Genomic DNA, 25,646 nt, shown 5'->3' with positions numbered 1-25,646 from the left:
GGTCTTTAATATTCCCAATTCCGACTCAAATTAATTAAATTTTGTTTTTACATTTGTTGTCCATACATGTTCTTCCTTCGCAGACTGCGGTGTGTTCTGCGCCATAACTCCAACCAATTTATGAGGCACATAAAGTTCTTCAAGATATTTTATTTCTTCATCCTCCAATTTAAAATCAACCGCCTTAACTGCACCATCTACATGCTCAGGCTTTGTAGCACCAACAATAGGTGCTGTTACTTTAGTCAAAAGCCATGCCAATGAGATTTCTGTCATCGAAACTCCATGCTGATCTGCTATTTCCGCGACCCTAGCAATGATGGCACTATCCTGTTTTGCAGTTGCATTATATTTAAATCTGTATGCTGCTGACCGCTCACTCCATTACTGATTTCCTCCTGTGTCATTGGTATAAATTTTGTAGCGATTATTACATCTTCTCTTTTTGCCAGTTTTTTAAGACTTCGTCCCAAATACTGTTCCCCTGTACCCGATTGATAACCTATGGCTGTATCAAAGAAGTTAATCCCGTTTTCAAGGCCATGTTTTACAATTTCAATGGTTTGTTTTTCATCCACTGTCCAGCTGTGCTGCCCTATTGATGCATTTCCAAAGCCCATGCAGCCCATACATATTCTTGATACATTTAAATCTGTATTTCCTAATTTGATATATTCCATTTTTAAATATCCTTCTCCCTTCTTATCAACATTCAGTTATTCCTACCATGTAGCCATAGAGTATTATTTCTTTTTTATTTTGTTCTCCTTGTTCTGGAGTTTTAGAACTGTAAAATCCAAAGGTGTTTTCATTATTGCAGACGGTCAGGGATACTGTTTTACTTGTAGCTGTTGCTGCTGCATACTTTACGCTTTCTTTGGATTTATCAGCACTTTTGTCTCGTACAACGCAACCACACATTTCAATTTCTGTCTGTCCGTTTTCTTCATTGTTAGATTTCACCATTCACTTTCTTATTCATATACCTTGAGCTCTATCGTTCCTGACAATCGATATATATCTTCTTCTCCTTCAACTATAGTGCCTAACTGAAACAAACTATCATTTCCCGAAAAACTATCGTAAAACAAGACAACATCTCCCCACGGTGCGTAGTATGCCAACACACCGATGCCTCCTGCTGCTAAAGGGGTATCTTCAGGATCCAACTCTTCCATTGGATAAAATATTTTTTCATTTGTACTGAAATCATCCACCTCAACCAATAGCGGCAACTGATCATATAACTGTCTAGCTGCCGTACTATCATTTAATTCATAAATTATATAAGCATCCTCGCTACTTATTCTTATCATTTTCTTATCGTCGGTTTCATCAATTTGTTTAGATTCTTCTATTTGCCTTGCTGATCCACTATCATCACTATTGTTCTGACTGGCACATCCTGCCACTGATACAATCATTAATAACGCCAGTGCAATTATTCCTATTTTTTTAATTATCATCAGCTGCCTCCTTATCTAGCCAATCTTTCTTTATCTGAGTACAGTATAAGTTGATATTAATTTACCTGTCCAATACCTATGCAAAATATGTTTTCATGCTTTTTAGGCATTGTTGTTTGCTGTTAACTCTTTATGATATACTTATATCAATTCCAATAATACAACTTTAAGTAAACTTTAAGTCAACATTACTATTTAAATTAGAGAGGCTATAAAATGGAATTACGAGTATTAAAATATTTTCTTATGGTTGCCAGAGAAGAAAGCGTAACCAAAGCTGCCAATCTGCTACATATAACCCAGCCGACACTCTCTCGTCAGCTGATGCAACTGGAAGAAGAACTCGGCGTCAAGCTTTTTATACGAAACAAAAAACACATACTCCTTACCGAAGAGGGAATGCTCCTTAGGCGTAGGGCCGAAGAAATAGTCACACTTTCTGAAAAAACCAGAGAAGAACTATCTCACAGCAAGGAAGATCTTTCAGGAAAAATAAATATAGGCAGCGGCGAGCTGCGTACTTCACTTTTTTTAGCCGAGCTCATCATTTCCTTTAAAAAGCTGCATCCATTAGTGGAATTTGAAATTTACAGCGGTAACGCAGATAATATTAAAGAACGAATCGAAAGCGGTATACTGGATATCGGATTGCTTCAAGAGCCGGTAGATATTTCAAAATATGATTTTATTCGCACACCTTTTAAGGAACATTGGGGTCTTCTTATCAACGAAGACTCTCCTCTGGCTAAAAAAGGAACTATTTCGCCATCCGATGTAAAGGGCCTTCCTCTTATATTGCCTCAACGAACCCTCGTAAAAAATGAATTCACCAGTTGGCTAGGAGAATATGCCGACGAGGCATCTTTTATCCTCACAGGGAATCTGCTTTACAATCTCGCAATGGTGGCTAAAGCCGGCAATGTAGGAGTAATAACTCCTATCTTGGAATGTAATTATCCGGGATTGAAATATATACCACTCCATCCAGAAGTAACTTCTGGCACTGTACTGGCTTGGAAAAAGATACAGGTATTTTCTCCGGCAGTTTCGGCCTTTTTAGATTATTCCAGATCATACATTTCAGGCATGAATACAGATTAAACTTAAGCATTAGACATGCATGACTCATAGAACTAAAATATAGATGTCAGGAAAACTGTTTCCATCGGCATCTATTTTATTTTGCAAATGTGTAAAAGAAGGAGAGAAAATGACCATATATGAAGCCAGTGAGCGTTACAACACCCCCATCGAAATTCTAAAACTTTATGAATCATGGAACCTTTGCGGTGTTGTAAAAAATGTTATGGATGAATGGCAATACGATGATACCGATTTAGAAAGATTAAGTTTAATTATGGCTCTCCATGACATAGGCTTTAGCAATGATGAAATCGAATCATACATGAGACTTCTTCTGGAAGACAACCAAAGCGATATATCTCGCCTTAAAATACTTGATAAAAAAAGAGACGATGTTCTTCGGGATATTCATATTCGCGAAAAACAACTACAAAGATTAGACTATCTCAGATACCACATAAGAAAGGAGCATTCAAAATGAAAATTACAGACAAAAATGACTTTGATAAGGTAAATGTTTTCGGACTTGGAAACGAAAACTCAGCATACGCTCAGTACTTTATCGGAAATTCCTATTTAAATCCACTAACCGACCCAAAAGAAACATCCGTGTTTTTAGCCAATGTAACCTTTGAACCTGGATGCCGCAACAACTGGCATATTCATCATGCAAAAAGCGGCGGCGGACAGCTTTTAATTTGCACTGCTGGCAGCGGCTGGTACCAGGAAGGAGGAAAGGAAGCCGTAAGTCTAGAACCGGGAACAGTTATAACGATTCCACCGGAAGTAAAACACTGGCACGGAGCCAAGGCCGACAGCTGGTTTTCTCACATCGCCGTGGAAGTACCGGGAGAAGAAACAAGCAACGAATGGCTAGAAGCCGTTGACGATGAAACATATAACAAACTTAAATAGAATATCATTTAAAGGAAGTGACTCAAAATGAGTATTAGTGAAAAGAGAAAGACAGATTCGCAATTTATGGAGAGATTTGAACATTTTGCTTTTGATGAAGTTATAAGTGAAAAGGATCAAAGCCTTGATACCCCAACACGATGGCTTGCAATAATTGCAACTCTTATCGGTTGCGGTGGGCAGGAGGCTTATCGTGATTTATTACCTAAAGCCCTAGATGATGGATTAAATCCCGTAGCTATAAAAGAAACTGTATATCAGTCTGTTGATTATCTTGGAATGGGCAGAATGTGGCCTTTCCTAGACATTACAAATGAGATTTTCTCTAGCAAAAACATTCCTGTTGCATCCTACGGTGAAGCAACTACAACCGAAGAAAATCGCCTGGAAAAAGGCGCTGAAGCTCAGGCTGAAATATTCGGCGAACATATGAAGGATGCATGGAAAGCCGGTCATATCAACAGATGGCTTGCTGCAAACTGCTTTGGGGATTACTATACGAGAACAGGACTTGATCTGGCACAAAGAGAAATGATAACCTTTTGTTTTCTTGCAGCTCAAGGAGGATGTGAACCTCAGCTTATAGCTCATGCTAAAGGTAATATGAACATGGGTAATAATGCTGACTTCCTAAAGCGTGTCGTTTCCCAATGCCTACCTTATATAGGTTATCCAAGAAGTTTAAACGCCATCACATCCATCGAAAAAGCATCTAAAGAATAAAACCACCTAACAAAAGAGCGGTAAAGCCTTTAACAGCTTTCCGCTCATTTTATTTTCGATTATTTAGTTTTAAAGTCCAAGACCTTCAACCACATTTCTCATAAAGTCCTGTACATTTGTCACAATGCCTTTAGAAGTCAGACTACCTCTGTCGCTGAGCTTGTTTGCCGCAAACTCCGATGTGTCTACCATATAAAAATACAGAGGTCTTATGGTGCCGTCATCAAGCATTCTATACATAGGTGTCATATTACCTGTGGCTATGGTATGCAGCACAGAAGCCATTCCTATTACCGTTGTAGCCTTTCTCACATGGGCTCTCATGTTGTCCTGTCCTTCATAGCAGTTTCCAAAAACCTCAGGCAATGGGCCATCATCTCTTATGGAGCCGGTCAGTACAAATGGCACATTATTTCTTACACATGCAGCAATAATACCGCTGTCTATTTTTTCTTCTTTTATAAATTTCTCAATTGAGCCGTGGTATCTCACGCGATTGATTGTATCCAGGTGATTATAATGGCCGTTAGGATAAGGCATCTGGGTTTTTATATCCGCTCCCAGCGCAGTACCCAAATATCCGCCTTCCAAATCGTGGGTAGCAAGGGCATTGCCTGCCAAAAGTGCCTGAACATAACCGTTGTCAATCAATTTAGCAAAATTTTCCCTTGCCTTAACATCAAAGGAACATGCAGGGCCCATTGTCCATACAATGTAGCCTCCGTTTTCCTTTTCGTATTTAAGAAGCTCTACAAGCTGTTCATAATCGTGGCTAAATCCCGTTTCTCTTGTTCTTCCCTGTCTGAATGTAAAGGAATTTATCTCGTCTTTTTCTTCCTTTTCAAAACAATTTTCATGAACATAAATTCCTTCAGATGCATCTTCAGTTCTACCGATTACCACCAAATCTCCCATATTAAGATTTCTGAATTCCCTTACAAAAATTTTACCATTTTCGTATACAGGAACGCAGTCCATTCTGCTTTCTTCTGCAAGCAGCCACTGTCCGTCTATCTTAAAGTATTCTGGGAAAATCGACATGGCATGATAACCTTCCGGTGCAGTCTTATCTTTAGGCGCCGCTTCAAGCTTTGCCTCAGGTGCGTTCACAAATATTTCCTTTGAAAAATCCGGATGTATATATTTATCTGGCTTGAACATAAGAATATCTCCTGTCTTTCAATAATTTATTGCACTACTGCAACTTTTTTATTATATTTAACTGTGAAATTATATCATAGTAAAAGAGTGATGTACAGACAAGCGCCACCGCCCTACTCGACACACTCTCCCATATATGATATTCTAAATGAAACAAAGGAAAGTGGGTGATTAGCATAAAAATACTAAAATCATCGGAAGACTATCTCGAAACAATACTTGTTCTTCATCAGCAGCACGGTTATGTGCGTTCCATAGATATAGCCAACGAATTATCTTTTTCAAAGGCTAGCGTAAGCGTGGCTATGAAAAATCTTCGTGAAAACGGATATATTTCAATGGATTCAAACGGTTACATAACCCTTGAAGACAAAGGACTTGAGATAGCTCAAAACGTGCTTGAAAAGCACAGACTGCTGACTGCAGCTCTCGAAAAAATAGGCGTTTCTCATGAAGTTGCAACGCAAGACGCATGCCTTATGGAGCATGTGATCAGCGATGAAACTTTTAATGCCCTAAAAAATCTAAAATTATAACTATAATGAGCCAAAAGTTACACAAAAACCGCGAAACTAAACTTTTCGCGGTTTTTAAATCGCCTTTATACTCACCTTAATCTCTTTACGTGATGACATAAGGCATATTGTCAACTTCTATCATCTTACAATTCACATCATACACTTCTTTAATCATTTTTTCGCTTACCGTTTCAGCAACACAACCTGAAGCGTGGATTTTTCCACCTTTCATAGCAATCACTTCATCGCTGTACCTTAATGCTTGATTTATATCGTGAAGCACCATTATAACGGTAAGCCCTCTTTTTTCATTCAAATCTCGCACTAGTCCCAGTATATCCAATTGATACCTAATATCTAAATATGTCGTAGGTTCATCAAGAAATAAAATTTCTGTTTCCTGTGCCAGCGCCATAGCAATCCATACACGTTGCTGTTGGCCTCCTGAAAGTCTTGCCACTTCGCGATTTTCAAGTTCTTTAAGTCCTGTGATTTCCAAGGCAGTTTCTATCGCCTCTTCATCTTCCTTAGTTGTGGTTCCCAACGCAAGATTTTTATGGGGTATACGCCCGTAAGCAACTAACTTTCTCACCGATATATCCCATGGTACAGTATTATACTGATGAACCGCTGCTGCCTTACGGGCAAAAGATTTACCTTTCATTTCTTTTATATCATGCCCGTCCAACAATATACTTCCCGTATAATCTTTAAGTTCCCTTGTCATCAGATAAAGCAAAGTCGATTTACCGCTACCGTTCGGGCCCATAATCGTTGTCACCCTGCCTTTCTTTATCTGAACACTAAAATCATCTATGACCTTTTTGTCTCCGTAGGCAAAGGACAGATTATCTATTTCAAAACAATTCATATTATCTGCCATAACTTCCTGATGCCCTCCTCAACAATACTATAAAACATGGTCCGCCGATTACTGCCATAATAACCGCTGCACTTATTTCATTCGGTGCAGCGATTGTCCTTCCCGTGGTATCAGCCAATAGCATCAAAAGTGCTCCAGCTATCATAGAATATGGTATGAGAGTTTTATGTCCGCTTCCCACCAGCATTCTACCAATATATGGCGCAAGCAGTCCTAAAAAACTTACCGTTCCAAGTACCGATGTGCATATAGCGGCTAAAAATACAGCAACCGCTGAAACTTTAATTCTCAATGCCGTAACATTTATACCCAAGGAGCCCACTGTCCTGTCTTCCAATGCCAACAGATCACATCGCGAAGCAAGCAGTACACCTAGAACTACAAATACCACCGAATAGGTCAACAACATGTAAAAATCATCCCAGCCCTTCATGCTCAATCTGGATTCCGTAAAGGATGCCAATGCATTGTTGCCTCCCATAAGAGATTCTGCACAATCTATAAGTGCCACAAACACTGTATTTATAGTAATACCAACAAGAATTATCCTAAATGCACTAAGACCATCCTTCCACGATAGCGTATACACTAAAAAACATGCCACAACACCACCGATAAAAGAAAATATCGGAGTAAGAAAATACATGGAAGGTACTAACCCTGTAATCAGTATCGCAGAAAGAGAAGAACCTGCACTTATACCAAGTATGCCAGGGTCTGCCAGTGGATTTTTCATCACCGCTTGTAAAAGCACCCCCGACACCGCAATACCAGCACCTCCAACAATGGAAATCAGTATTCTTGGTATCCTTAAGTCCATGATTATGTCAATATTTGCTCCGCTAATGGACAGACTTCCTGTATTTATGGAAAATAATATCGTAGCTATAAGCAAAAGTCCTGTGACTGCAAATGCACCTATAGCTTTTTTCTTTCTTCTCTCCAAGTCATACTCCTCCTGTCAATGTAAACCGATTTTTTCCGCCTTCTCAGCAACTACTGAAAAAGAATTGGTTCTAACTTTTCCAGAGCTTCTTTGTATCTAAATGTTGCACTCATTCCAAAATACTCATTATCCAAATCATATACCTGGTTTTCTTCAACGGCTCTGAAATGTGACCATATATCATCGTCTTTAAATTCTCTGTCAAACATCTCCATCACCTGCTCCGGCATAGCATGAGAAGTTCTAAGGATAATATCCGGGTCTTTAACAAGCATATCTTCTGGGTTAACATTTAAAAAGTCCTGGCCGTCACCATCTCCGTATACATTATTTCCTCCTGCAAGCTTAACGAGATTGCCAACATAGCTGCTTTCCGTTGCTACCACATATGAACCTGGTAATCCCATTAAAATCAATACGTCCGGCGCTTCTTTTCCCTCATTTTTCTTTTTAATACCGCTTATGATTTTTTCATATTCTGCCACAAGTTCATCTGCTTTATCTTCCTTATTAAGCATTTTCCCCAGTTCTGTTATGCTGTTATACATGCCCTCTACGCTTTTCAGATCCAGGAAATAGCTTTCTATGCCTGCGTTATCATACTGTTCCTTGAGATAGCCTTCCAGTGAATTAGGAGTAAGCACTATGTCAGGTTCTAATGATGCTAAAATCTCCATATCCGGTGACATTGCTCCTCCCAATTCTGTTGCTCCTTTATATCTTTCAGGAAGCTCATAGCTGTCTGTATGAGGCACGCCAACAACTCCGTCGACTTCCAACTTGTCTAAGATTTCACAGGTTGCAACCGATGTTGCCGCTATCCTGTTATACTGTCCTTCTTTTGCTGAGGAGCTGTCACTTCCACCGCATCCGGTAAGAGATATTGTGCACATAAGCATCACAGCCGCCAAAACTGCTGCTGTAACCTTCTTTATACCTGTTATCATTTTCTCTTTCTCCTGTATACATAAAAGCCGCCGCTTGCTGCTGCAAGAATCACAACGCCTGTCACAACTCCTATGATAATCTTATTCTTTTTAGCTTGCTTCGCTTCCTTTTCGGCTTCAGCTTTAGCTTTTTCCTCAGCTTCTTTTTCAGCCTGTTCAGCTTCAGCCTTTGCCTTTGCTTCTTCCTCATCCTGTGCCTGTGCTTCTGCTTCTGCCTTTGCTTCTTCCTCAGCTGCAGCCACCATTTCGCTTGCATAATTGCCCGTTCCAGGCGTTGCGGAGTTCATGTCCAAATCGCAGAAAAACTGTACTTCCCTTCCCATAGGTGTAACAAACATAGCCACGCTTATCAGCTTATCCGTATCATTCATCTGAAACCTATAATGGTTGCAGGTATCGCCATCTCTTGTGCAGCTTCCCGTATGAGTCAAAGGCATTGACTTAAGCGAGCCGTCTGACTGTTCCGTATATATTTTTATGCTGCTTTGATCTATGTTGGAAGCCAATCCCAGACCAAGAGTAACATATGTGGTGCCATCAACTTTTTCTATAAGCACATCGTCCTGTATTATGGAAGCGCACATGCTATCACCTAACGCAATATCCGTACCTCCATCAACGGTTTGTCCAGTTCTCGGATCCGCATAGGATGTTGTTCTCCCTACCAGGTATGCTCCATTTTCTAGAGCTGATACATGAACAGCCGTCGCCGCCCAAATGGCGGCAACGACTGCCAGAACGATTAAGAGTAAAAAGCCATGGCCGGTCTTATTTTTTTCTCTTAACATCTTTCAATTCCCTTTTCTATTTCCTTTACTACTATCTTTTTCTGTATGCATATACTCCTATTCCACCTGAAAGCAGCATAAGAGTTGCAAGAAGTGCCATCGGTGCTTCATCTCCTGTCTTTGGAGAGTTAGGTGTTGCTGTTGTAGTTGCTGTAGCTGTTGCATTTGCGTTAATATCGCTTTCAGCATTTTCAACCTTTGCAATAGATGAGTAATCCACTTTAAGTCTCGCTCCTATGTCTGTGTTGCCCATGATAGCTACTTTAGGGTTTACCAGTACATTTATATATTCTTTTGCATGAGGAAGTGCAAATGAAAATTCATTAGGGTCTCCAGATGAGCTTCTACCTACAATATCAGCATCAGTATAACCACCAGTTCCATTCTCAACTTTAAGAGTCTGCAGGGAAGCGGTGATAGTTCCCATAGTCATAGGCTGTGTATAGATATTCATTTTTATATCTTTGCCGGAAACTGTTATCATAGCTTCAGGCAATACTGAAGAGGCCGCCATTGAAGCCTGGTCTTTTGTTTCATGCCAGAGCTTTACAGGCACTTTGTATGTACCATCTGCCAGGTTTAGAATGTTATCATATGCCAAAGCATCCTTTGCTGTCTGTAGGTCTTTTATAGCCTTTGTAACCTGGTCTGCCGTCGCATCCTTATTGTCTAAGATTGCTTTGGCTGCATCTCTTGCTGATACAAAATCAGCCCATGAATCAGCGGTGTAATTACCCTGTGTCATAGCTGCGACTGCATCGTATGCACTCTGAAGTCCACTTTTATCTACGGAAGGTGTCTCAGGCTTTTCTTGATCTGTTCCTTCTCCTCCTGTTTCTGTTCCTTCGCCTTCACCTGGGTTAGTCTGGTCTCCAGGATCTGTGCCCGGTTCTGTAGCTTCTTCTATAAGCTTAAGCGTATTCCAATTCACTTTTATTCTTGCACCCATCCATGCGTTCATTGGCTTACCCGGATTTACACTTACATAAATATATTCATCCATGTGAGGCATTGTAAATGTGTACGGGGTAGTGCCGTTTTCGTCAGCTTCACCTGCCACTGCCTCTGTATTATTCTGACCTTCTGCTGTAGATGTTCCTTCAAATACCTTCATTCCCTGAAGCTGAGCATCAAATCCCATTATTTTTGCCTTTAACGCCTGGATTGTCATTGAAGCCGTTCCCTCTTTTACTTCAATAGTCGCAGTCTCTCCTATAGTGCTTGCAGCCATGGATGCCTGATCTTTAGTTTCATTCCACAGCGCCACACTGACTTCATATGTTCCATCTTTTAAGTTATCCTTATCCAATGTTTCCTGCGCTCTGGCAAAACCCGGAAATGCCGCAAACAATGACATAATCATCGCTGCTATAACGGCAATGGCCAGAGTTCTGCTTCCTCGTTTGCTCTTTACCATATTTTCTCTCCTTTTCGTAAATTAATCTTTTTATGTTAGTTACTTTAAACTAACATATTATCAATTAAATCTTCTTTCCGTAAAAAAGTCTATCAATTGATATTTCCGTTTTCAACGACACTTTTATTGCACAAGCGCAACGAGATTGTTAGATAAACCTAACAATCCCGTTTTCGCTTTATATTTAAACATTATTTACATTTAAAAATTGTTGCACATTGCTACATATATCTCACAATCATTTGCAGAATCATCTTTTCTTTGCCTATTTCCATGATGATATCTCCTAGTAAAATTCTGATATCATTAAAGCAAGCAAATTGTACCTCATCCACAGGAAAATATATAACCTTTCCCATGCGCATCACTTCATAATTTGATTCTCCGTGAGATGATGTGTATTTGATTTTAATCGGCTTGCTATTCGCTTTATAGGCTTTTGTCGATTCAAATATTGTTGTATCCACATATATCATGCCACGCCCGGCCGATAACTTAATATATGATCTGCCGCTGCCAGTTTTTTTCGTTCTCCGTTTTATATCAATCAGAGAAATATCCGTCATATATGTGCCGTCTTCAAAGTATTTTTGCAGCGAATATCCCTCTATGACATCTCTATCAATAGCCTTTTTCGTGAGAGCTTTTCGCTGCCCTATCATTCTTTTAAGCACTTCATCAGATAACGCCAATGCCATGGATATAGCATCTTCATCTATTCCTTTATATACACCGCCATTTTCCATCAAAAATGACATGGCTATATTCATTTTTTCATTAAACCGCTTTGCCCTTTCCCAACCGGTTGTCGTAAGAATCGGCTTCCTCGGATTATTCTTGTTTACAAGGCCTTCCTTTTCCATACGGCTAAGGGCTCTGCTCACGGCATACTTATCCACTCCCAAGGTTCTAGCCAAGGATGTAACATTCAATTCTCGTTCATCCATATTCATATAGCATAGCAATATCTGTCCTGCAAGAAGTCCCTTTATCTCAGTCATTAGGAACTCCTTTCCCTTTTCATTTCAAATACTTTATCTGCTATGCCCATTGTAGATTCGCGATGGGACACCAAAACAACTGTTTTTTCTTCTGCTGCCGATGCTAGAGAATCCATGATATAGCTTTCGTGAAGAGCATCTAAATTACTGGTTGGTTCATCCAACAGCATCATTGGACTGTTATGTAAAAACGCCCTTGCTATACCTATCCTCTGTCGTTCACCGCCGGAAAGTCCTTCGCCGAGCTCTCCTGTAACAGTATCGTATCCCTTTGGCAGATTTGCTATAAATCCACCAAGCCCTGCCTTCTCTGCAGCCTTTTTTATTTCTTCCAACGACGCCTTAGGTTTTGCCACTGCAATATTATCTTTTATGGTGTCATTAAAAATCCAAGTTTCTTGAGTCACATAAGACTGCATATCTCGCAGCTGATTGGTGTTTATATCGTTTAAGTTTCTTTCGTTAATCGTTATGCTGCCGCTTTCAGCTTCCCAAAATCTCATTAATAGTTTCAACAGAGTGGATTTGCCGCATCCGCTTTTTCCTAGAATACCGGTTATTTTCCCTTTTTCAAATCTAAAATTTATATCCTGTAATATCTTTTCTTCATCATATCCAAAGGAAAGATTATCTACAGTGACTTCTCCGAATTCTGCTATTTCTTTATCCGTAACATCATATACCTGAGGTTCTTCTTCTAGAACTGAAAGCACCCTTTCACCTGCCGCCAAAGTTTGAGTTAAATTGTTTGATAGATTAGATAAAGCGGTTACTGGACCGAAGGAAGCAGTCATGATTACTGTGGAAATCAGTGTCTCATCTATTCCCATGATACCATTTTTATACGTCGCAAAGCATGTCAGTAACATTATGAAAGTAAACAACATAATTGCAAAACCGGTTATCGCTTTCTGCCTACCTTCCAATAGCTTAAGTTTTTTAGAAGAGCAATTCAGCTTAACTTCACCTTCTTTTATTCTGTCATAACTTTCTTTTCCGTAGCCATACTGCAAAATTTCATCTATTCCCCTGAGATTATCAAAAACAACAGAATTCAACTCTGCAAAATCATTTCTATATGACATCCCGGTCCCTGCACCTTTTTTGCCTACCATAAGCGGAATTATAACTCCTACGCATATATATCCAATCGCCGCAACGACTACTGGTACCGCCCCGAAAGTAGAAAGAACCGCCAACATAATAGCACTTGTCAATATCGCTATCGCTATAGGTGAAATGGTATGAGCATAAAAAACTTCTAGCAATTCTATATCAGATGTTAACACCGCAATAAGTTCGCCCTTTTTCTTCCCCTCCATTTTTGCGGGGGCAAGTTTTCTAAGCGCAGTAAACACCTTATGCCTTATAAGTGCCAACAATTTAAAGGCTATGTAATGATTGCAAGCTTGCTCACCATAATGAAGCAAACCTCTCAGAACCGCTGCTACAATTATAAGGGCTATAGCTATCTTCCATTCAATATACTCGTATCCCAAGACATCGGCAATCGCAAATGCCGGCAATACCGTCACTCCTATGGCACAGATAAAACCTGCCACACCCAGTAGCACTGCCGCAATCATAATATGTATAAGTGGCTTAACTAAGCCTATGAGCTGCGCCATTATTTTAATACTGCTTCTTCTCATCTGAGTTCTCCCATTTTGCACACATTTTTTCTTGTTTTGTATATATTTCTGCATATCTGCCTTTATCTTTCAACAGAGACAAATGATTTCCCTTTTCTATAATTTTGCCGTTTTCTATAACATATATAACATCGGAATCCACTGCATTTGCCATTCTGTGAGAAATGGACAATACCGTTTTACTTTTCGCAAGATTTTTTATCATATCCATAATTACCTTTTCACTTTCCACATCGATATTAGACGATGCTTCATCGAAAATGTACATTTCTGCATCTTTGAGCAATGCTCTTGCTAAAGCTAGCCTCTGTCTCTGCCCTCCAGACAAGTTGCTTCCCTGCTCTGTTATCTTTGTATCCAAGCCATTTTCTTTCTGTAAAAAATCCCATAATTTTACCTTTTGCAAAACAGATATCATCTCACTTTCAGATGCGTCTTTTTTTGCCATAGTCAGATTTTCACGGACGCTTCCTCCAAAAATGAAGCTATTATATCCTACTGTAACAATAGAATCCATAAGAGACACTTCGGAAATATCGTTTAGATCTTTTCCGCTTATTTTTATATCTCCTTCATATCCACTAAATTTACCTGCAATCAATGCGGCAATTGTACTTTTACCGCTTCCCGAAAGGCCCACTAGAGAAACGAACTGCCCCGAATGAATATCCATAGAAACACCATCCAGAATTTTTCGATCTTTATCGTAGGCAAATCCAAGATTTCTTATGGTTATATCTACACTTCCTTCAATATTCTGTGTGCCACAATTCTTTTCTGTATCAGTTTTGAGAAAAGCAAATATTTTATCACTGGCTGCCATCCCGTTCATCGCAATATGAAAAAAAGATCCCAGAAGTCTTAAAGGAATAAAAAACTCTGCTGCCAACAGCACAATTATAATCATTTCTGCCAGTTGCAAATTTCCTGCAGAAAACTGTAATAACGCACAAATAATCCCTGCTCCGGCTCCGGCATATGCAACTATATCCATAACGCTTATGGAGTTAAGCTGCATAACCAAAACACGCATGGTTATCTTTCTGAAATTTTCCGCTTCTCTGTCCATCTTATCGCTGGCATAACCATCACTTTTATATATTTTTAAGGTTGTAAGTCCTTGTAGATTTTCAAGGAAGCTGTCTCCCAATTGCGTATAAACACCCCAATACTTTTTTAAAAGTTTTTTAGCTATTTTCTGCACCAGAACTATGGAAATCGGTATAAGAGGAACACAGACTAAAAGTATAGCCGCACTTTTTAGGCTCACCTGAGAAAGCACCACAAACAACGTCAACGGTGCCAGTAAACTATAAAACAATTGAGGAAGATACCTTCCGTAATATATTTCCAACTGTTCCACACCTTCCACCGAAAGCTGCAGAAGCTCTGCAGTGGATGTCTTATCTCTATATGAAGTACCTAAGGCGAGTATTTTTTCAAAAATTTTCCCTCTGAGTCGTAGCTTTACCTCTTCACTGGCCTGATACGACACACCTGCGCTCAATCGGTCGCAAACAGCCTTTGCAATCATAAAAGCTACCGCAACTGCAATCATCCACAAAATTTGTTCAGTCCGTATATTCCCTTGCCAAGTTCCTTGTATAATTATCGCCAACACAAAAACAACGACTATCTGACAAAGCAGAGCCGCCCATTGCCACCAAACGCCGGCAACTATATATTTTCCGGCGCCTTTCATAAATCTGATTAATTCCCTTTTAATCATTTAACATCTTTCCTCGTCTTTTATTTTTTATGGTATCCGCTACATGCTTTACAGCTAATATAGGGTGATACAGCATCATTCTCGGGCCCGCATATTTCATAACACGCCGAATCTGTTCTCTCATCTGCGACTTATAGCAATGCACCTTACAGCTACTGCAAAAGGTCTTTGTCTCAGCAAAGGGACATTTATCTATCCTCTCCTTCGCATACATGAGAAGATCATCGCATTCATTGCATAATCCTTGTCTACTCTTATCGCCTCGCTGCTCTTTTCTATGATTTCCCGAACAGTACAGATTTATCATCAATTCTATAATGCGCTTTTCCTTTTCTCTTTTCGCATCTGGCTTACTAATCAACTTCAACTGCTCCTTTTATAGTTTTAATTTTTGTAGAAAAATATACATACTTGAAAATGATTAGAAATACGATAAAGATTCTGAAATGGATGCTTGGAACCAGCAGCATCGCAATAATCAGCATTGCAGATGCAGGAAGAAGGATTCCAAATTTAGTTTTTAATGTCATCGCCCTGTCAGTGACAAAATTTTCAAGGTGTTTTTTATATAACTTTGTCCCTGTGAACCACCGGTGAAATCTATCAGAGCCCTTGGCAAAGGAAAAGGAAGCCACAAGCAAAAAAGGTGTAGTCGGTAGTACCGGCAATACTACCCCTATGCTTCCAATGGCAAGGCTTAACCACCCCAGTATTAACCATAGAATATTCACTGTCTTTTTCATTTTTATTCCTTTCCGTGTTGAGTTCAGCCGCATATTAGTTTAGACTAACTAACCTATTTAAAAATATCATTTCTCTTATTCACTGTCAACCTATCATTTCTTTGTTCAATCGCATAAAAAAAAGCAGGCAAAAGACAAGATGTCTTCTGCCCACTATTCTATCGCCTATTTGCGTTATTCAATTATACTTGCCGTATATATTTCCTGCGACTTCTCAACCATTCCGTAATCTGTAACTCCCTTTCCTTCATTAGGATGACCTGCAGAGTAAATACCATCAATTAAAAACGCTGTTAACAAAATCGCACACAAGCCAGTTTTTACTCTCTTCGGTATATGCTTATATATTTCATCGCACAAAGGCGCCAATATATATATGAAGCCACATCCTCCGAGACCAAATACAAATAAGCCTTCCGCGCATATCCTGCCGTGAAGATTAAGGAAATATCCGCTGTAATCCCACCATTTCATGTGAAAATGTTCCCACAGGAACCATGATGTTGTATATTCAACAACACCGCATACAACCACAGCTCCTATAAATAGCAATATCGGTTTATCAGCCAGTTTTCTCAAGAGTACAACTATAAGCACGCCACCTGCACCGTATATCGGAAGCCACGGTCCATGTAAAGTTCCCCTATTTACGAATTCACCGTAATTAAGCAGTCTTAGGGAAACCTCCCATATCCATCCAATCATGGAAAAAGTGAAAAACATAAGTATCATCGAAGATAATGAATATCTCCTGTGATAATCCAATTTGAGCCACTGCTTTGTCGTTTCCCTGTATAACGGATGCATTTCCACAGGGTACTCAGTCAGAGATGTTTCAACGCACAGCATAGGGTCATTAAAGTATTCCGCATAAGAAGCTTTTTCTTCGATTGCTTCCTTTCTCAATTCCAGATACAATTCAGCATAAATCGTATCTAAATACGGATTTAGGAAAAACCATCTGACCGCTCCCAGTGTTAAAAAGCTGAGTATATACCAGCCTGCCATCGACACATCTATCTTAAATGCCTTAAATTTATTGCCATTCATCATGTCTCTTGACATCATAAAGGCTTCTTTGGCAGTAACATCTGGATTTTCCGCCATTATATACGGAATCATCTTATATGAATATCTCTTTATTATTCCGCCGATAATCGTAAGATCCCAAAGGTATGTATATATGCTCCTGCGCATCATGACCATAGCAGTCTTTTTCCATCTGCCCACGCGCCATGGAAACGTCAGTCTTCCTATTTTACAGTCGTAATATGTCCGGCTTTCAAGTACAAATCGACATTGCCCGACTATCAACACGTTTACTATAAAGAAGCTGAAACATAAAGAAAGTCCCGCTCCGACAAAGATTATAATACCTTGTCCTATCCTGTCTTTAAATGCCATATTGTTGACAGCATTTAAAAACCCATAGATAAATGATTTCTCTTGGGTTACATTGTTATAAATATGTGCAAAAACACCCTTTGTAGGCGTATATTTTTCACCTGCATATTCTAACAAAGCACTGCCTCTATCCCCACTGCTTTGTATAGTTACATGCATAAACTGGTCAACGACCTGTACATTTGATACAGATGCAAATCTGTTTGCAGCCAGCTGGTTACCAACCTCAGTTACAGTGGCTACATCCGCTTCCATCTTCATGCCGCCTAATACAAAGGCTATAAGGAGGCTAACGCCAAGCAGTCTCCAATAATTATTTTTTAAATTTTTCCTTGCGTCTTTCTTTAATGCCTTTCTTGTCCACATAAGATTTATCCCCTCACAAACAACAACATTTGTTAATTATACACTATATATGTTCATTTCTCATCACTTTTGTTGAAATTTAACAGCACATCTCCTACTTTTAAGCTTTTTCTGATATAATATACCCATCTGAAAACAAATATGAAAGGAATCCATATGGAACGATATACCATATCACAATATGCGAAGCTCCTGCAGGATGCAAATCTTCTAGAAAGCTTTATATCCTTTGGAGCAGAAGATAAGCTTGTCGAATTTTTAACTTACGACTCACGGGAAGTTACAGAAGGTACCCTATTTATCTGTAAAGGTGCTGCCTTTAAAGAGGAATATCTGTCCCAAGCCGTCTCACAGGGGGCTGCTTTTTATGTAAGCGAAAAAGAGTATCAATCCGTTAACGGTGTTCCACGACTTATTGTAAATAACATAAGAAAGTCCATGGCTCTCTTGGCAAATTTTTATGACGGGGAGCCTTGGAAGGAAATGAACGTTACAGCCATCGGAGGAACAAAGGGTAAAACCACCACTGCCTTTTTTATTAAAGGAATCGCAGACACATATATGAAGGCTTTAGGAAAGGTGCAAAGCGGACTTGTATCCACAGTGTCCGTATGCGACGGCATTAAAACTGTACCTTCAAGAAGGACGACTCCCGAAGCCGTTGAACTGCAGCATATATTAAGAGGGTGTGTCGATAACGGAGTTACGCGCCTTTGCATGGAAGTATCATCCCAAGGCTTAAAATACGACAGAGTTACGGGAATGAGATTTAATATGTCCATATTCCTGAATATAAGTGAAGACCACATAAGTCCTCACGAGCATCCGGATTTTGATGATTATCTCAACTCAAAGCTTAAGATGTTTGCCATGTCCGACAAAACGGTAATCAATCTTGATGCAGATCACATAGACAGAATATTAAATGCAGCCTGTGATACACCTGAAGTCTATACCTTCAGTTCCTCTCGCAGGGAAGCCGATTTTTTCATTTACGATATCGGCAAGGACGGCAGAGATACAGTTTTCAAAATTCAGTCAAGAGATTTTGACGAAGAGTTCAGAATTTCCATGGCCGGCTTGTTTAATGTGGAAAATGCAGCAGCGGCAATTGTCGCTTCCTTTAAAAATGAAATTCCTATGGAATACATCAAGGAAGGCATCTACAATGTCAAGCCTGACGGCCGTATGGAGATATTTGCTTCCGATGACGAAAGCGTTATATGTGTAGTTGATTACGCTCACAACGGTTTCAGTATGGAAAAGCTTCTTTCTTCGCTGAAATCCGAATATCCCGACAGACAGTTAACCGTCCTGTTTGGCTCTGCAGGAGATAAAGCCTTCGGAAGACGCAGAGAGCTAGGCGAAACTGCCGGTCGTTTTGCGGACAGAATAATCCTTACCGCTGACGATCCCGCCCACGAAAAGGTTGAAGATATATGTCAGCAGATTGCACAGCATATACCATCGGATATACCTTACGAAATAATTCCTGACAGAGAAGAAGCCGCCAAGGCGGCCATCACAAAGGCGTCCAAACCTGCCGTAGTCGCTTTGGCCGGCAAAGGTCCAGAAACAGATCAGGCAATCGGTGACGGATATGTTAAATGCCTTTCCGATGCTCAGCTGGCTCAAAAATATCTAAGAGAGATATAGCATTTCCTAACGGATACATAGGATATAATTTTTCACTTTAGTGTGATACAATAGGCAAATAGCGATTCGACCTTTGAAAGGAGGTTACCACACTTGTTTAGAATATTTAAAAGCAAAATAACTCCGGGAGAAAAGACACCATCAAATATCCCAAAATCATTCCTGGAGACTATGTCTCAGCAGCTTGAGACCATCAACTATATCGACTCCTCCCTCTACAAAAAGTACGATGTAAAGCGAGGGCTGCGTAATTCAAACGGTACAGGTGTACTGGTTGGTCTCACAAATATAGGTGCTGTTGAAGGATATAAAATAGACGAAAATAAAAATAAGGTTCCTATAAAGGGTAAATTATATTACAGGGGATACGAAATACAGGATCTTGTTAAAAGCTACATAGCCGAAGATAGATTCGGCTTTGAAGAAGTTACATATCTTTTGATATTCGGTGAACTTCCTACAAAAAGCCAGTTAAACAGCTTCAAAGAATACATTTCTAAAAAAAGAGAGCTTCCTCCGGATTTTGCCAGAGATATGATACTGACCACTCCATCCAGAAGCATTATGAACAAACTAGCTCGTTCTGTACTGGCTCTTTACTGTTATGATGAAAATCCGGACGACACCAGCATCACCAATGTCCTGCGTCAGTCCATTGACCTGATAGGATATTTCCCAGCACTGCTGGCTTATGCTTATCAGGCAAAAAGTTCATATTTTGACAATAAAACACTTCATATAAGAAATCCGCTGCCTGAGCTGAGCACTGCAGAAAACATTCTCCGCATGCTCAGACCACACGGAAAATATACTGATTTGGAAGCTAAATGTCTCGACATTTGCCTTGTGCTTCATGCAGAACACGGTGGCGGTAATAACTCGGCATTTACAATTCACTTGGTATCATCCTCCGGCACCGATACATATTCAGCTATATCGGCCGGCATAGGCGCTCTCAAGGGTCCTAAACACGGCGGAGCAAACATCCAGGTTATTAAGATGATTAAGGATCTTAAGGCCAATGTAAAAGATATAAATGATCATAAGGCTGTAGATGAATATCTGATAAAGGTTCTTAAAAAACAGGCAAATGACAAAAGCGGACTTATCTACGGTATGGGTCATGCGGTATACACTTTATCCGACCCGAGAGCCGTTCTCTTGAAGGGACTTGCTAAAAAACTTGCAGAAAACACTGATCATGTGGATGATTATCTGCTATGCGAATATATTGAAGAAAGAACTGAAGAACTTTACGAACAGGTTCACGGCACAAGAAAAACCATGTGCGCCAATGTGGACCTTTACTCCGGTCTCGTATATACGCTGCTAAACATCCCTCATGATATTGCAACGCCTTTATTTGCACTGGCAAGGCTTTCAGGATGGGCAGCTCACCGTATTGAAGAGTTATCTTCAGGCAACAAGCTCATCCGTCCGGCATATATGAGTGTAGCGGAAAAGAAGGAATTCGTTCCTCTTTCAAAGAGGGAACCGTTCAGTCTAAAGGACTTTTTAAACAGAACGAAATAAACTGACATCAAAAAGATGGTTACCAACCAGTAACCATCTTTTTTAAGTCATATCTTTTTGTATCCGTTTATTCTGCTATATCGCAGACATCAATCCATTCTTTGGCCTTTGACACTTCAAAGAGCTCATCGCATGTGAATTCTATTGCACTGTTGCTGCTTCCGCATGCCGGAAATACAGTTTCAAATCTCTTCATGCTTTCATCTGCATATACATCCACATCGTCTCTTTCGATGGCAAAGGCACAGACACCACCTATGGCATGTCCTGTATATTCAATAACCTCATCCGGAGTCAGCATCTTTGCTTTAAATCCGAATTTCTGTTTAAATTTCTGGTTTTTTATCTTAGTATCTCCTGCAGTCTGAATCAGTATGCAACCGCCCTCTGGCTTCTTAAATGAAAGCGTCTTGCATATTCTTGCCGGTTCCGTTCCAACTGCCTCTGCCGCCAGTTCAACTGTAGCACTGGAAACATCAAATTCCTTAATTCTATCCTCGATACCCAGAGTTTTAAAATATTCTCTTACTTTTTCTATAGCCATTTTTCTCTCCTGTTATATTTATTAGAATACAACAATCATTATATATGTCAGACCGGCTTTTTGCAATCGCCCCACAACTTATTTATCATATTTCACAATTATTTTTATATTTTTTTGTTGACACTACACATAATATTTGCTATATTAATATTGTAGTTAAATCCTTAAGTCATTTGTATAAAACCAATCGTATAACAACGTACATCTTTTCAAATCAAATCGTAAAAAGACAGGCTCTTGAGCCTGTCTTTTACGTTACAATTTCTGTATGTTACTTACATCAATTTGCTTTAAGCAAATTGTGTCAAGTCATCAAAAAACCAAAAAGCTGTTCGAAGATTATCCCCGCACAGCTCTTAGGTATATGAAATGTGAATAAGAAAGAAAGCTAGTTTATAAGCCGAATGCTTATTCATCTGTATTGCTTTTATTGTATGTGCATTATAACATTTTAGTCATATTTTGTCAACAGATGTCCACTATTGTGCACGAAAGCGTTTTTAAATTGCAAACGCTCCTTCCCTTCTCCCTACTGTAAAAGACGCGGCACCCATTATCGATGCCGCGTCTTTATTATCGTCCAGTCATGCTAACTGTAAATATTAGTTTTCAGCCAGCTTCTTGTACTTTTCGTATCTTTCCTTTGCTTCTGCTTCCAGCTTTTCAAAGAGAGCTTCTGCTGCATCAGGGAATTCCTTAACCAGGGAGTTGTATCTTACCTGTCCCATGATGAATTCTCTGAAGTCTGCTGTAGGCTCCTTGGAATCCAAGCTGAACGGATTCTTGCCTTCTGCTGCCAGTTCAGGATTGAATCTGTACAGCTGCCAGTATCCGCTGTTAACCGCATCTGCGATATTTTCCTGAGATTTGCCCATGCCCTTCTTTATACCATGGTTGATACATGGAGCATAGCAGATGATCAGGGATGGTCCGTGGTAAGCTTCTGCTTCCTGGATAGCCTTCATGAACTGGTTCTTGTCGGCTCCCATACCAACCTGAGCTACATATACATAACCATAGCTCATAGCCATCATACCCAGATCCTTCTTCTTTGTCTTCTTACCAGATGCTGCAAACTTAGCAATGGCAGATGTAGGTGTTGCCTTTGAAGCCTGTCCGCCTGTGTTGGAGTAAACTTCTGTATCGAATACCAGTACATTGATATCTTCTCCGGATGCCAGAACGTGGTCCAGACCACCGTAACCGATATCGTATGACCAGCCGTCTCCACCTACACACCAGATGGACTTCTTAACCAGGAAGTCTTTCTTATCTTCGATGGCCTTTGCCAGCTGCGCTTCTTCTCCGCTGAAGTTTGCCTTTTCCAGAGCAGCCATTACCGCATCGCTGTACTTTCTGGATTCAGCTCCGTTTTCCTTATTTGCCATCCAGGCTTCGCATGCTGCCTTTACATCTGCATCTGAAGTTTTTGCAACCAGCTCTTCCATAGACTCAGAAATTTTGTTTCTCATCTGAGCAACACCGGAAGCCATACCAAGACCGTATTCCGCATTATCTTCGAACAGTGAGTTTGCCCAAGAAGGACCTCTGCCGTTTGCATCTGTAGTATATGGCATTGAAGGTGCTGAAGCTCCCCAGATGGATGAACATCCTGTTGCGTTGGCAATCATCATTCTGTCGCCGAACAGCTGAGTTACAACCTTGATATAAGGAGTTTCTCCGCAGCCTGCGCATGCGCCTGAGAATTCAAAATATGGCTTAGCAAACTGTGAACCCTTAACGGATGTCTTTGGTGTAATATCATCTCTGATTGGAAGCTGCATAGCGTATTCCCAGTTAGGAGCATCGCCAAGAGCATCTCCCAGAGGTACCATCTTAAGCGCCTTTTCTGGAGCAGGACAAATGTCTGCGCAGTTGCCGCATCCAAGACAGTCAAGCGGTGATACCTGCATTCTGTATTCGTATTCTTCAAAGCCTTTGCCCTTAGCCTGAACTGTTTCAAATCCGGCAGGAGCAGCAGCCTTTTCATCAGCGCTTACCAGAACAGGTCTGATTGCTGCGTGAGGACATACAAATGAACACTGGTTACACTGGATACACTTAGTAGCATCCCATACAGGTACATCTACTGCAACGCCTCTCTTTTCGTAAGCGGCTGTTCCAGATGGGAAAGTACCATCTGCTCTGTCTGCAAATACGCTTACTGGCAGATCGTCGCCTTCCTGTCTGTTCATTGGAACCAGAACTTTTTCTATGAATTCAGGCAGCTTCTTGTCTTCTGTAGCAGCGTCCTTTGCATCCTTCCATGCAGCAGGTATTTCTACCTTGTGCAGGTTAGTTATTCCCTTATCTACGGCATCCTGATTCATCTTAACGATGTTTTCACCCTTCTTGCCATATGTCTTAACGATGGAATCCTTCAGGTAGCCTGTTGCTTCTTCTACTGGAATAACATTTGCCAGTTTAAAGAATGCAGACTGCATAATCATATTGATTCTGTTGCCCAGACCGATTTCCTGAGCGATGTCTGTAGCATCTATGATATAGAAGTTTATATCGTTTTCAGCAATGTATCTCTTCATGGAAGCAGGCAGATGTTCTTCAAGTTCTGCTTCGCTCCATACGCAGTTAAGAACGAATGTACCGCCCTTCTTAAGTCCCTTAAGCAGATCATACTGGTGTACATATGCCTGGTTGTGGCATGCGATAAAGTCCGCTTCAGTAATAAGGTAAGTTGACTGAATCTTGTTCTTACCGAATCTCAAGTGAGATACTGTGATACCACCTGACTTCTTGGAGTCATAGGAGAAGTATCCCTGAGCATACATATCTGTATTGTCACCGATAATCTTGATAGCCTGCTTATTAGCACCAACAGTACCGTCTGAACCAAGACCCCAGAATTTGCATCTTACTGTTCCTTCAGGTTCTGTAGCAATCTTAACTGTTTCAAGAGAAGTTCCGTTAAGGTCATCTACGATACCGATAGTAAACTGGTTCTTAGGCTGAGCCTGCTTGAGATTTTCATATACAGCCACAATCTGTCCAGGAGTTGTATCTTTAGAACCGAGACCATAAACGCCTCCTACGATTTCAGGAGCATTATCTTCATCGCTGTACATTGTTTTAACATCCATGTAAAGAGGTGAGCCCATTGCTCCAGGTTCTTCGGATCTGTCAAGTACAGCAATCTTCTTAACTGTAGCTGGCATAACAGCCTTAAGATATTCAGGAGCCCAAGGTCTGTAAAGTCTTACTTTGATCAGACCGAGCTTTTCACCTTTAGCCAAAAGAACTCCAAGAGTTTCTTCTATTGTTTCACATACTGAACCCATTGCGATAATGATGTTTTCCGCATCAGGTGCACCTACATAATCGAAGAGCTTGTAGTGTCTTCCTGTCAACTTGCCAATTTCATCCATGTACTCTTCAACAACCTTTGGAAGTGCTTCATAGTATGGCTTGCAAGCTTCCTTTGCCTGGAAGAAGATATCAGGGTTCTGAGCTGTACCTCTGATAACAGGATGTTCAGGATTGAGAGCGTTATCTCTGAATCTCTGTACCGCATCCATATCAACTAGCTTTGCAAAATCTTCATGGTCGATAACTTCAATCTTCTGGATTTCGTGAGAAGTTCTGAAACCGTCGAAGAAATGAAGGAAAGGAACTCTTCCTTTAATTGCTGACAGATGAGCCACACCTGCCAGGTCCATAACTTCCTGAACGGAAGATGAGCACAGCAGCGCAAAGCCTGTCTGTCTTGTAGCCATTACATCGCCGTGGTCACCGAAGATACACAGAGCATGTGTAGCCAGAGTTCTTGCAGTTACATGGAATACTCCAGGAAGGAGTTCACCTGCGATCTTATACATGTTAGGTATCATGAGAAGAAGTCCCTGAGACGCTGTATAAGTAGTTGTCAGAGCACCTGCTGCCAGGGATCCGTGAACGGCTCCGGCTGCGCCTCCTTCAGACTGCATTTCTACCACTTTAACCTTCTGGCCGAAAATATTCTTTTCACCGTGCGCCGCCATGTCATCTACAACTTCTGCCATAGGGGAAGACGGTGTAATCGGATATATCGCTGCTACATCGGTAAACGCGTATGACACGTACGCGGCAGCGGTATTTCCGTCCATTGTTTTCATTTTTTTCTGTGACATATTACCCTCCATTTTCTCATGAAAAACCTTTGATTTTTCAATCTATT

Annotated in this window: 23 protein-coding genes and 1 pseudogene; 7 read left to right on the top strand and 17 right to left on the bottom strand. The window is 40.4% G+C overall.

Annotation, left to right across the window (positions count from 1 at the left end; all coding sequences use genetic code 11):
• Nucleotides 1-30: 30 nt before the first annotated feature.
• From INF20_RS02925 to INF20_RS02915, 3 genes and pseudogenes are all read right to left on the bottom strand, one after another.
• Nucleotides 31-680 (bottom strand): annotated as a pseudogene (locus INF20_RS02925) (aldo/keto reductase).
• Between the two features lie 25 nt (nucleotides 681-705).
• Nucleotides 706-966, bottom strand: a complete 261-nt coding sequence (locus INF20_RS02920) for a hypothetical protein (RefSeq protein WP_226384897.1) — start codon at nucleotides 964-966, stop codon at nucleotides 706-708.
• 8 nt (nucleotides 967-974) lie between these two features.
• The gene (locus tag INF20_RS02915) at nucleotides 975-1,466 is read right to left on the bottom strand and encodes a cyclophilin-like fold protein (RefSeq protein ID WP_226384896.1); all 492 of its coding nucleotides are present in this window, start codon (nucleotides 1,464-1,466) and stop codon (nucleotides 975-977) included.
• 216 nt (nucleotides 1,467-1,682) lie between these two features.
• Here INF20_RS02915 and INF20_RS02910 point away from each other — a divergent pair, with 216 nt between their 5' ends.
• The 4 genes from INF20_RS02910 to INF20_RS02895 all read left to right on the top strand — a co-directional run bounded on the left by INF20_RS02910 (nucleotide 1,683) and on the right by INF20_RS02895 (nucleotide 4,187).
• Entirely contained in the window at nucleotides 1,683-2,567 is an 885-nt protein-coding gene (locus INF20_RS02910; protein WP_226384895.1) for a LysR family transcriptional regulator, read from the top strand.
• Between the two features lie 109 nt (nucleotides 2,568-2,676).
• Nucleotides 2,677-3,030: a MerR family transcriptional regulator gene (locus INF20_RS02905; RefSeq protein WP_226384894.1), complete on the top strand. Its 354-nt coding sequence runs from the start codon at nucleotides 2,677-2,679 to the stop codon at nucleotides 3,028-3,030.
• Entirely contained in the window at nucleotides 3,027-3,464 is a 438-nt protein-coding gene (locus INF20_RS02900) for a cupin domain-containing protein (RefSeq protein ID WP_226384893.1), read from the top strand. Before INF20_RS02905 ends, INF20_RS02900 begins: the two co-directional genes overlap by 4 nt.
• A 27-nt stretch (nucleotides 3,465-3,491) precedes the next feature.
• Nucleotides 3,492-4,187, top strand: coding sequence for a carboxymuconolactone decarboxylase family protein (locus INF20_RS02895; RefSeq protein ID WP_226384892.1), 696 nt, complete (start codon nucleotides 3,492-3,494; stop codon nucleotides 4,185-4,187).
• A gap of 69 nt (nucleotides 4,188-4,256) precedes the next feature.
• On the opposite strand, the gene INF20_RS02890 is transcribed toward INF20_RS02895, so the two are convergent.
• Nucleotides 4,257-5,348 carry an ornithine cyclodeaminase family domain gene (locus INF20_RS02890; RefSeq protein ID WP_226384891.1) on the bottom strand — a complete coding sequence of 364 codons (1,092 nt, stop codon included), beginning with the start codon at nucleotides 5,346-5,348 and terminating at the stop codon, nucleotides 4,257-4,259.
• A gap of 176 nt (nucleotides 5,349-5,524) precedes the next feature.
• Between INF20_RS02890 and INF20_RS02885 the strand changes: the two genes are divergently transcribed.
• A complete protein-coding gene (locus tag INF20_RS02885; RefSeq protein ID WP_226384969.1) occupies nucleotides 5,525-5,884 on the top strand; it encodes a metal-dependent transcriptional regulator in 360 nt (119 codons plus the stop codon).
• Between the two features lie 85 nt (nucleotides 5,885-5,969).
• On the opposite strand, the gene INF20_RS02880 is transcribed toward INF20_RS02885, so the two are convergent.
• The 11 genes from INF20_RS02880 to INF20_RS02830 form a co-directional block, all read right to left on the bottom strand.
• Entirely contained in the window at nucleotides 5,970-6,749 is a 780-nt protein-coding gene (locus INF20_RS02880; RefSeq protein WP_226384890.1) for an ABC transporter ATP-binding protein, read from the bottom strand.
• On the bottom strand, nucleotides 6,739-7,695 hold the full coding sequence (locus INF20_RS02875) for a FecCD family ABC transporter permease (protein ID WP_226384889.1): 957 nt from the start codon (nucleotides 7,693-7,695) through the stop codon (nucleotides 6,739-6,741). The genes INF20_RS02880 and INF20_RS02875 overlap by 11 nt, the downstream gene beginning before the upstream one ends.
• Before the next feature lie 50 nt (nucleotides 7,696-7,745).
• Nucleotides 7,746-8,642, bottom strand: a complete 897-nt coding sequence (gene isdE, locus INF20_RS02870; protein ID WP_226384888.1) for a heme ABC transporter substrate-binding protein IsdE — start codon at nucleotides 8,640-8,642, stop codon at nucleotides 7,746-7,748.
• Nucleotides 8,639-9,430, bottom strand: a complete 792-nt coding sequence (locus tag INF20_RS02865) for a heme-binding Shp domain-containing protein (RefSeq protein WP_226384887.1) — start codon at nucleotides 9,428-9,430, stop codon at nucleotides 8,639-8,641. Before INF20_RS02865 ends, isdE begins: the two co-directional genes overlap by 4 nt.
• A gap of 31 nt (nucleotides 9,431-9,461) precedes the next feature.
• Complete coding sequence (locus INF20_RS02860) at nucleotides 9,462-10,847, bottom strand: NEAT domain-containing protein (protein WP_226384886.1); 1,386 nt, start codon at nucleotides 10,845-10,847, stop codon at nucleotides 9,462-9,464.
• A gap of 221 nt (nucleotides 10,848-11,068) precedes the next feature.
• Complete coding sequence (locus INF20_RS02855; protein WP_226384885.1) at nucleotides 11,069-11,848, bottom strand: MarR family transcriptional regulator; 780 nt, start codon at nucleotides 11,846-11,848, stop codon at nucleotides 11,069-11,071.
• The gene (locus tag INF20_RS02850) at nucleotides 11,848-13,500 is read right to left on the bottom strand and encodes an amino acid ABC transporter ATP-binding/permease protein (protein ID WP_226384884.1); all 1,653 of its coding nucleotides are present in this window, start codon (nucleotides 13,498-13,500) and stop codon (nucleotides 11,848-11,850) included. Before INF20_RS02850 ends, INF20_RS02855 begins: the two co-directional genes overlap by 1 nt.
• Complete coding sequence (locus INF20_RS02845; RefSeq protein ID WP_226384883.1) at nucleotides 13,481-15,229, bottom strand: ABC transporter ATP-binding protein/permease; 1,749 nt, start codon at nucleotides 15,227-15,229, stop codon at nucleotides 13,481-13,483. Before INF20_RS02845 ends, INF20_RS02850 begins: the two co-directional genes overlap by 20 nt.
• A complete protein-coding gene (locus INF20_RS02840; RefSeq protein ID WP_226384968.1) occupies nucleotides 15,222-15,587 on the bottom strand; it encodes a nitrous oxide-stimulated promoter family protein in 366 nt (121 codons plus the stop codon). The genes INF20_RS02845 and INF20_RS02840 overlap by 8 nt, the downstream gene beginning before the upstream one ends.
• The gene (locus INF20_RS02835; RefSeq protein WP_226384882.1) at nucleotides 15,583-15,972 is read right to left on the bottom strand and encodes a YbaN family protein; all 390 of its coding nucleotides are present in this window, start codon (nucleotides 15,970-15,972) and stop codon (nucleotides 15,583-15,585) included. The genes INF20_RS02840 and INF20_RS02835 overlap by 5 nt, the downstream gene beginning before the upstream one ends.
• A gap of 174 nt (nucleotides 15,973-16,146) precedes the next feature.
• On the bottom strand, nucleotides 16,147-17,742 hold the full coding sequence (locus tag INF20_RS02830) for a DUF975 family protein (RefSeq protein ID WP_226384881.1): 1,596 nt from the start codon (nucleotides 17,740-17,742) through the stop codon (nucleotides 16,147-16,149).
• Between the two features lie 156 nt (nucleotides 17,743-17,898).
• Here INF20_RS02830 and INF20_RS02825 point away from each other — a divergent pair, with 156 nt between their 5' ends.
• Complete coding sequence (locus tag INF20_RS02825) at nucleotides 17,899-19,398, top strand: Mur ligase family protein (RefSeq protein ID WP_226384880.1); 1,500 nt, start codon at nucleotides 17,899-17,901, stop codon at nucleotides 19,396-19,398.
• 102 nt (nucleotides 19,399-19,500) lie between these two features.
• Nucleotides 19,501-20,931, top strand: a complete 1,431-nt coding sequence (locus INF20_RS02820; RefSeq protein ID WP_404812916.1) for a citrate/2-methylcitrate synthase — start codon at nucleotides 19,501-19,503, stop codon at nucleotides 20,929-20,931.
• 67 nt (nucleotides 20,932-20,998) lie between these two features.
• Here INF20_RS02820 and INF20_RS02815 read toward each other — a convergent pair whose 3' ends face one another.
• Nucleotides 20,999-21,475: a YbaK/EbsC family protein gene (locus tag INF20_RS02815; protein WP_226384878.1), complete on the bottom strand. Its 477-nt coding sequence runs from the start codon at nucleotides 21,473-21,475 to the stop codon at nucleotides 20,999-21,001.
• Nucleotides 21,476-22,077: 602 nt separating this feature from the next.
• A complete protein-coding gene (gene nifJ / locus INF20_RS02810) occupies nucleotides 22,078-25,599 on the bottom strand; it encodes a pyruvate:ferredoxin (flavodoxin) oxidoreductase (RefSeq protein ID WP_226384877.1) in 3,522 nt (1,173 codons plus the stop codon).
• Nucleotides 25,600-25,646: the final 47 nt, after the last annotated feature.

This window comes from Gallibacter intestinalis, from assembly GCF_014982745.1.
Lineage (GTDB): Bacteria > Bacillota > Clostridia > Peptostreptococcales > Anaerovoracaceae > Gallibacter > Gallibacter intestinalis.
Note: the sequence above shows the minus strand (reverse complement) of the source record. Positions and strands in the feature narration are given on the sequence as shown.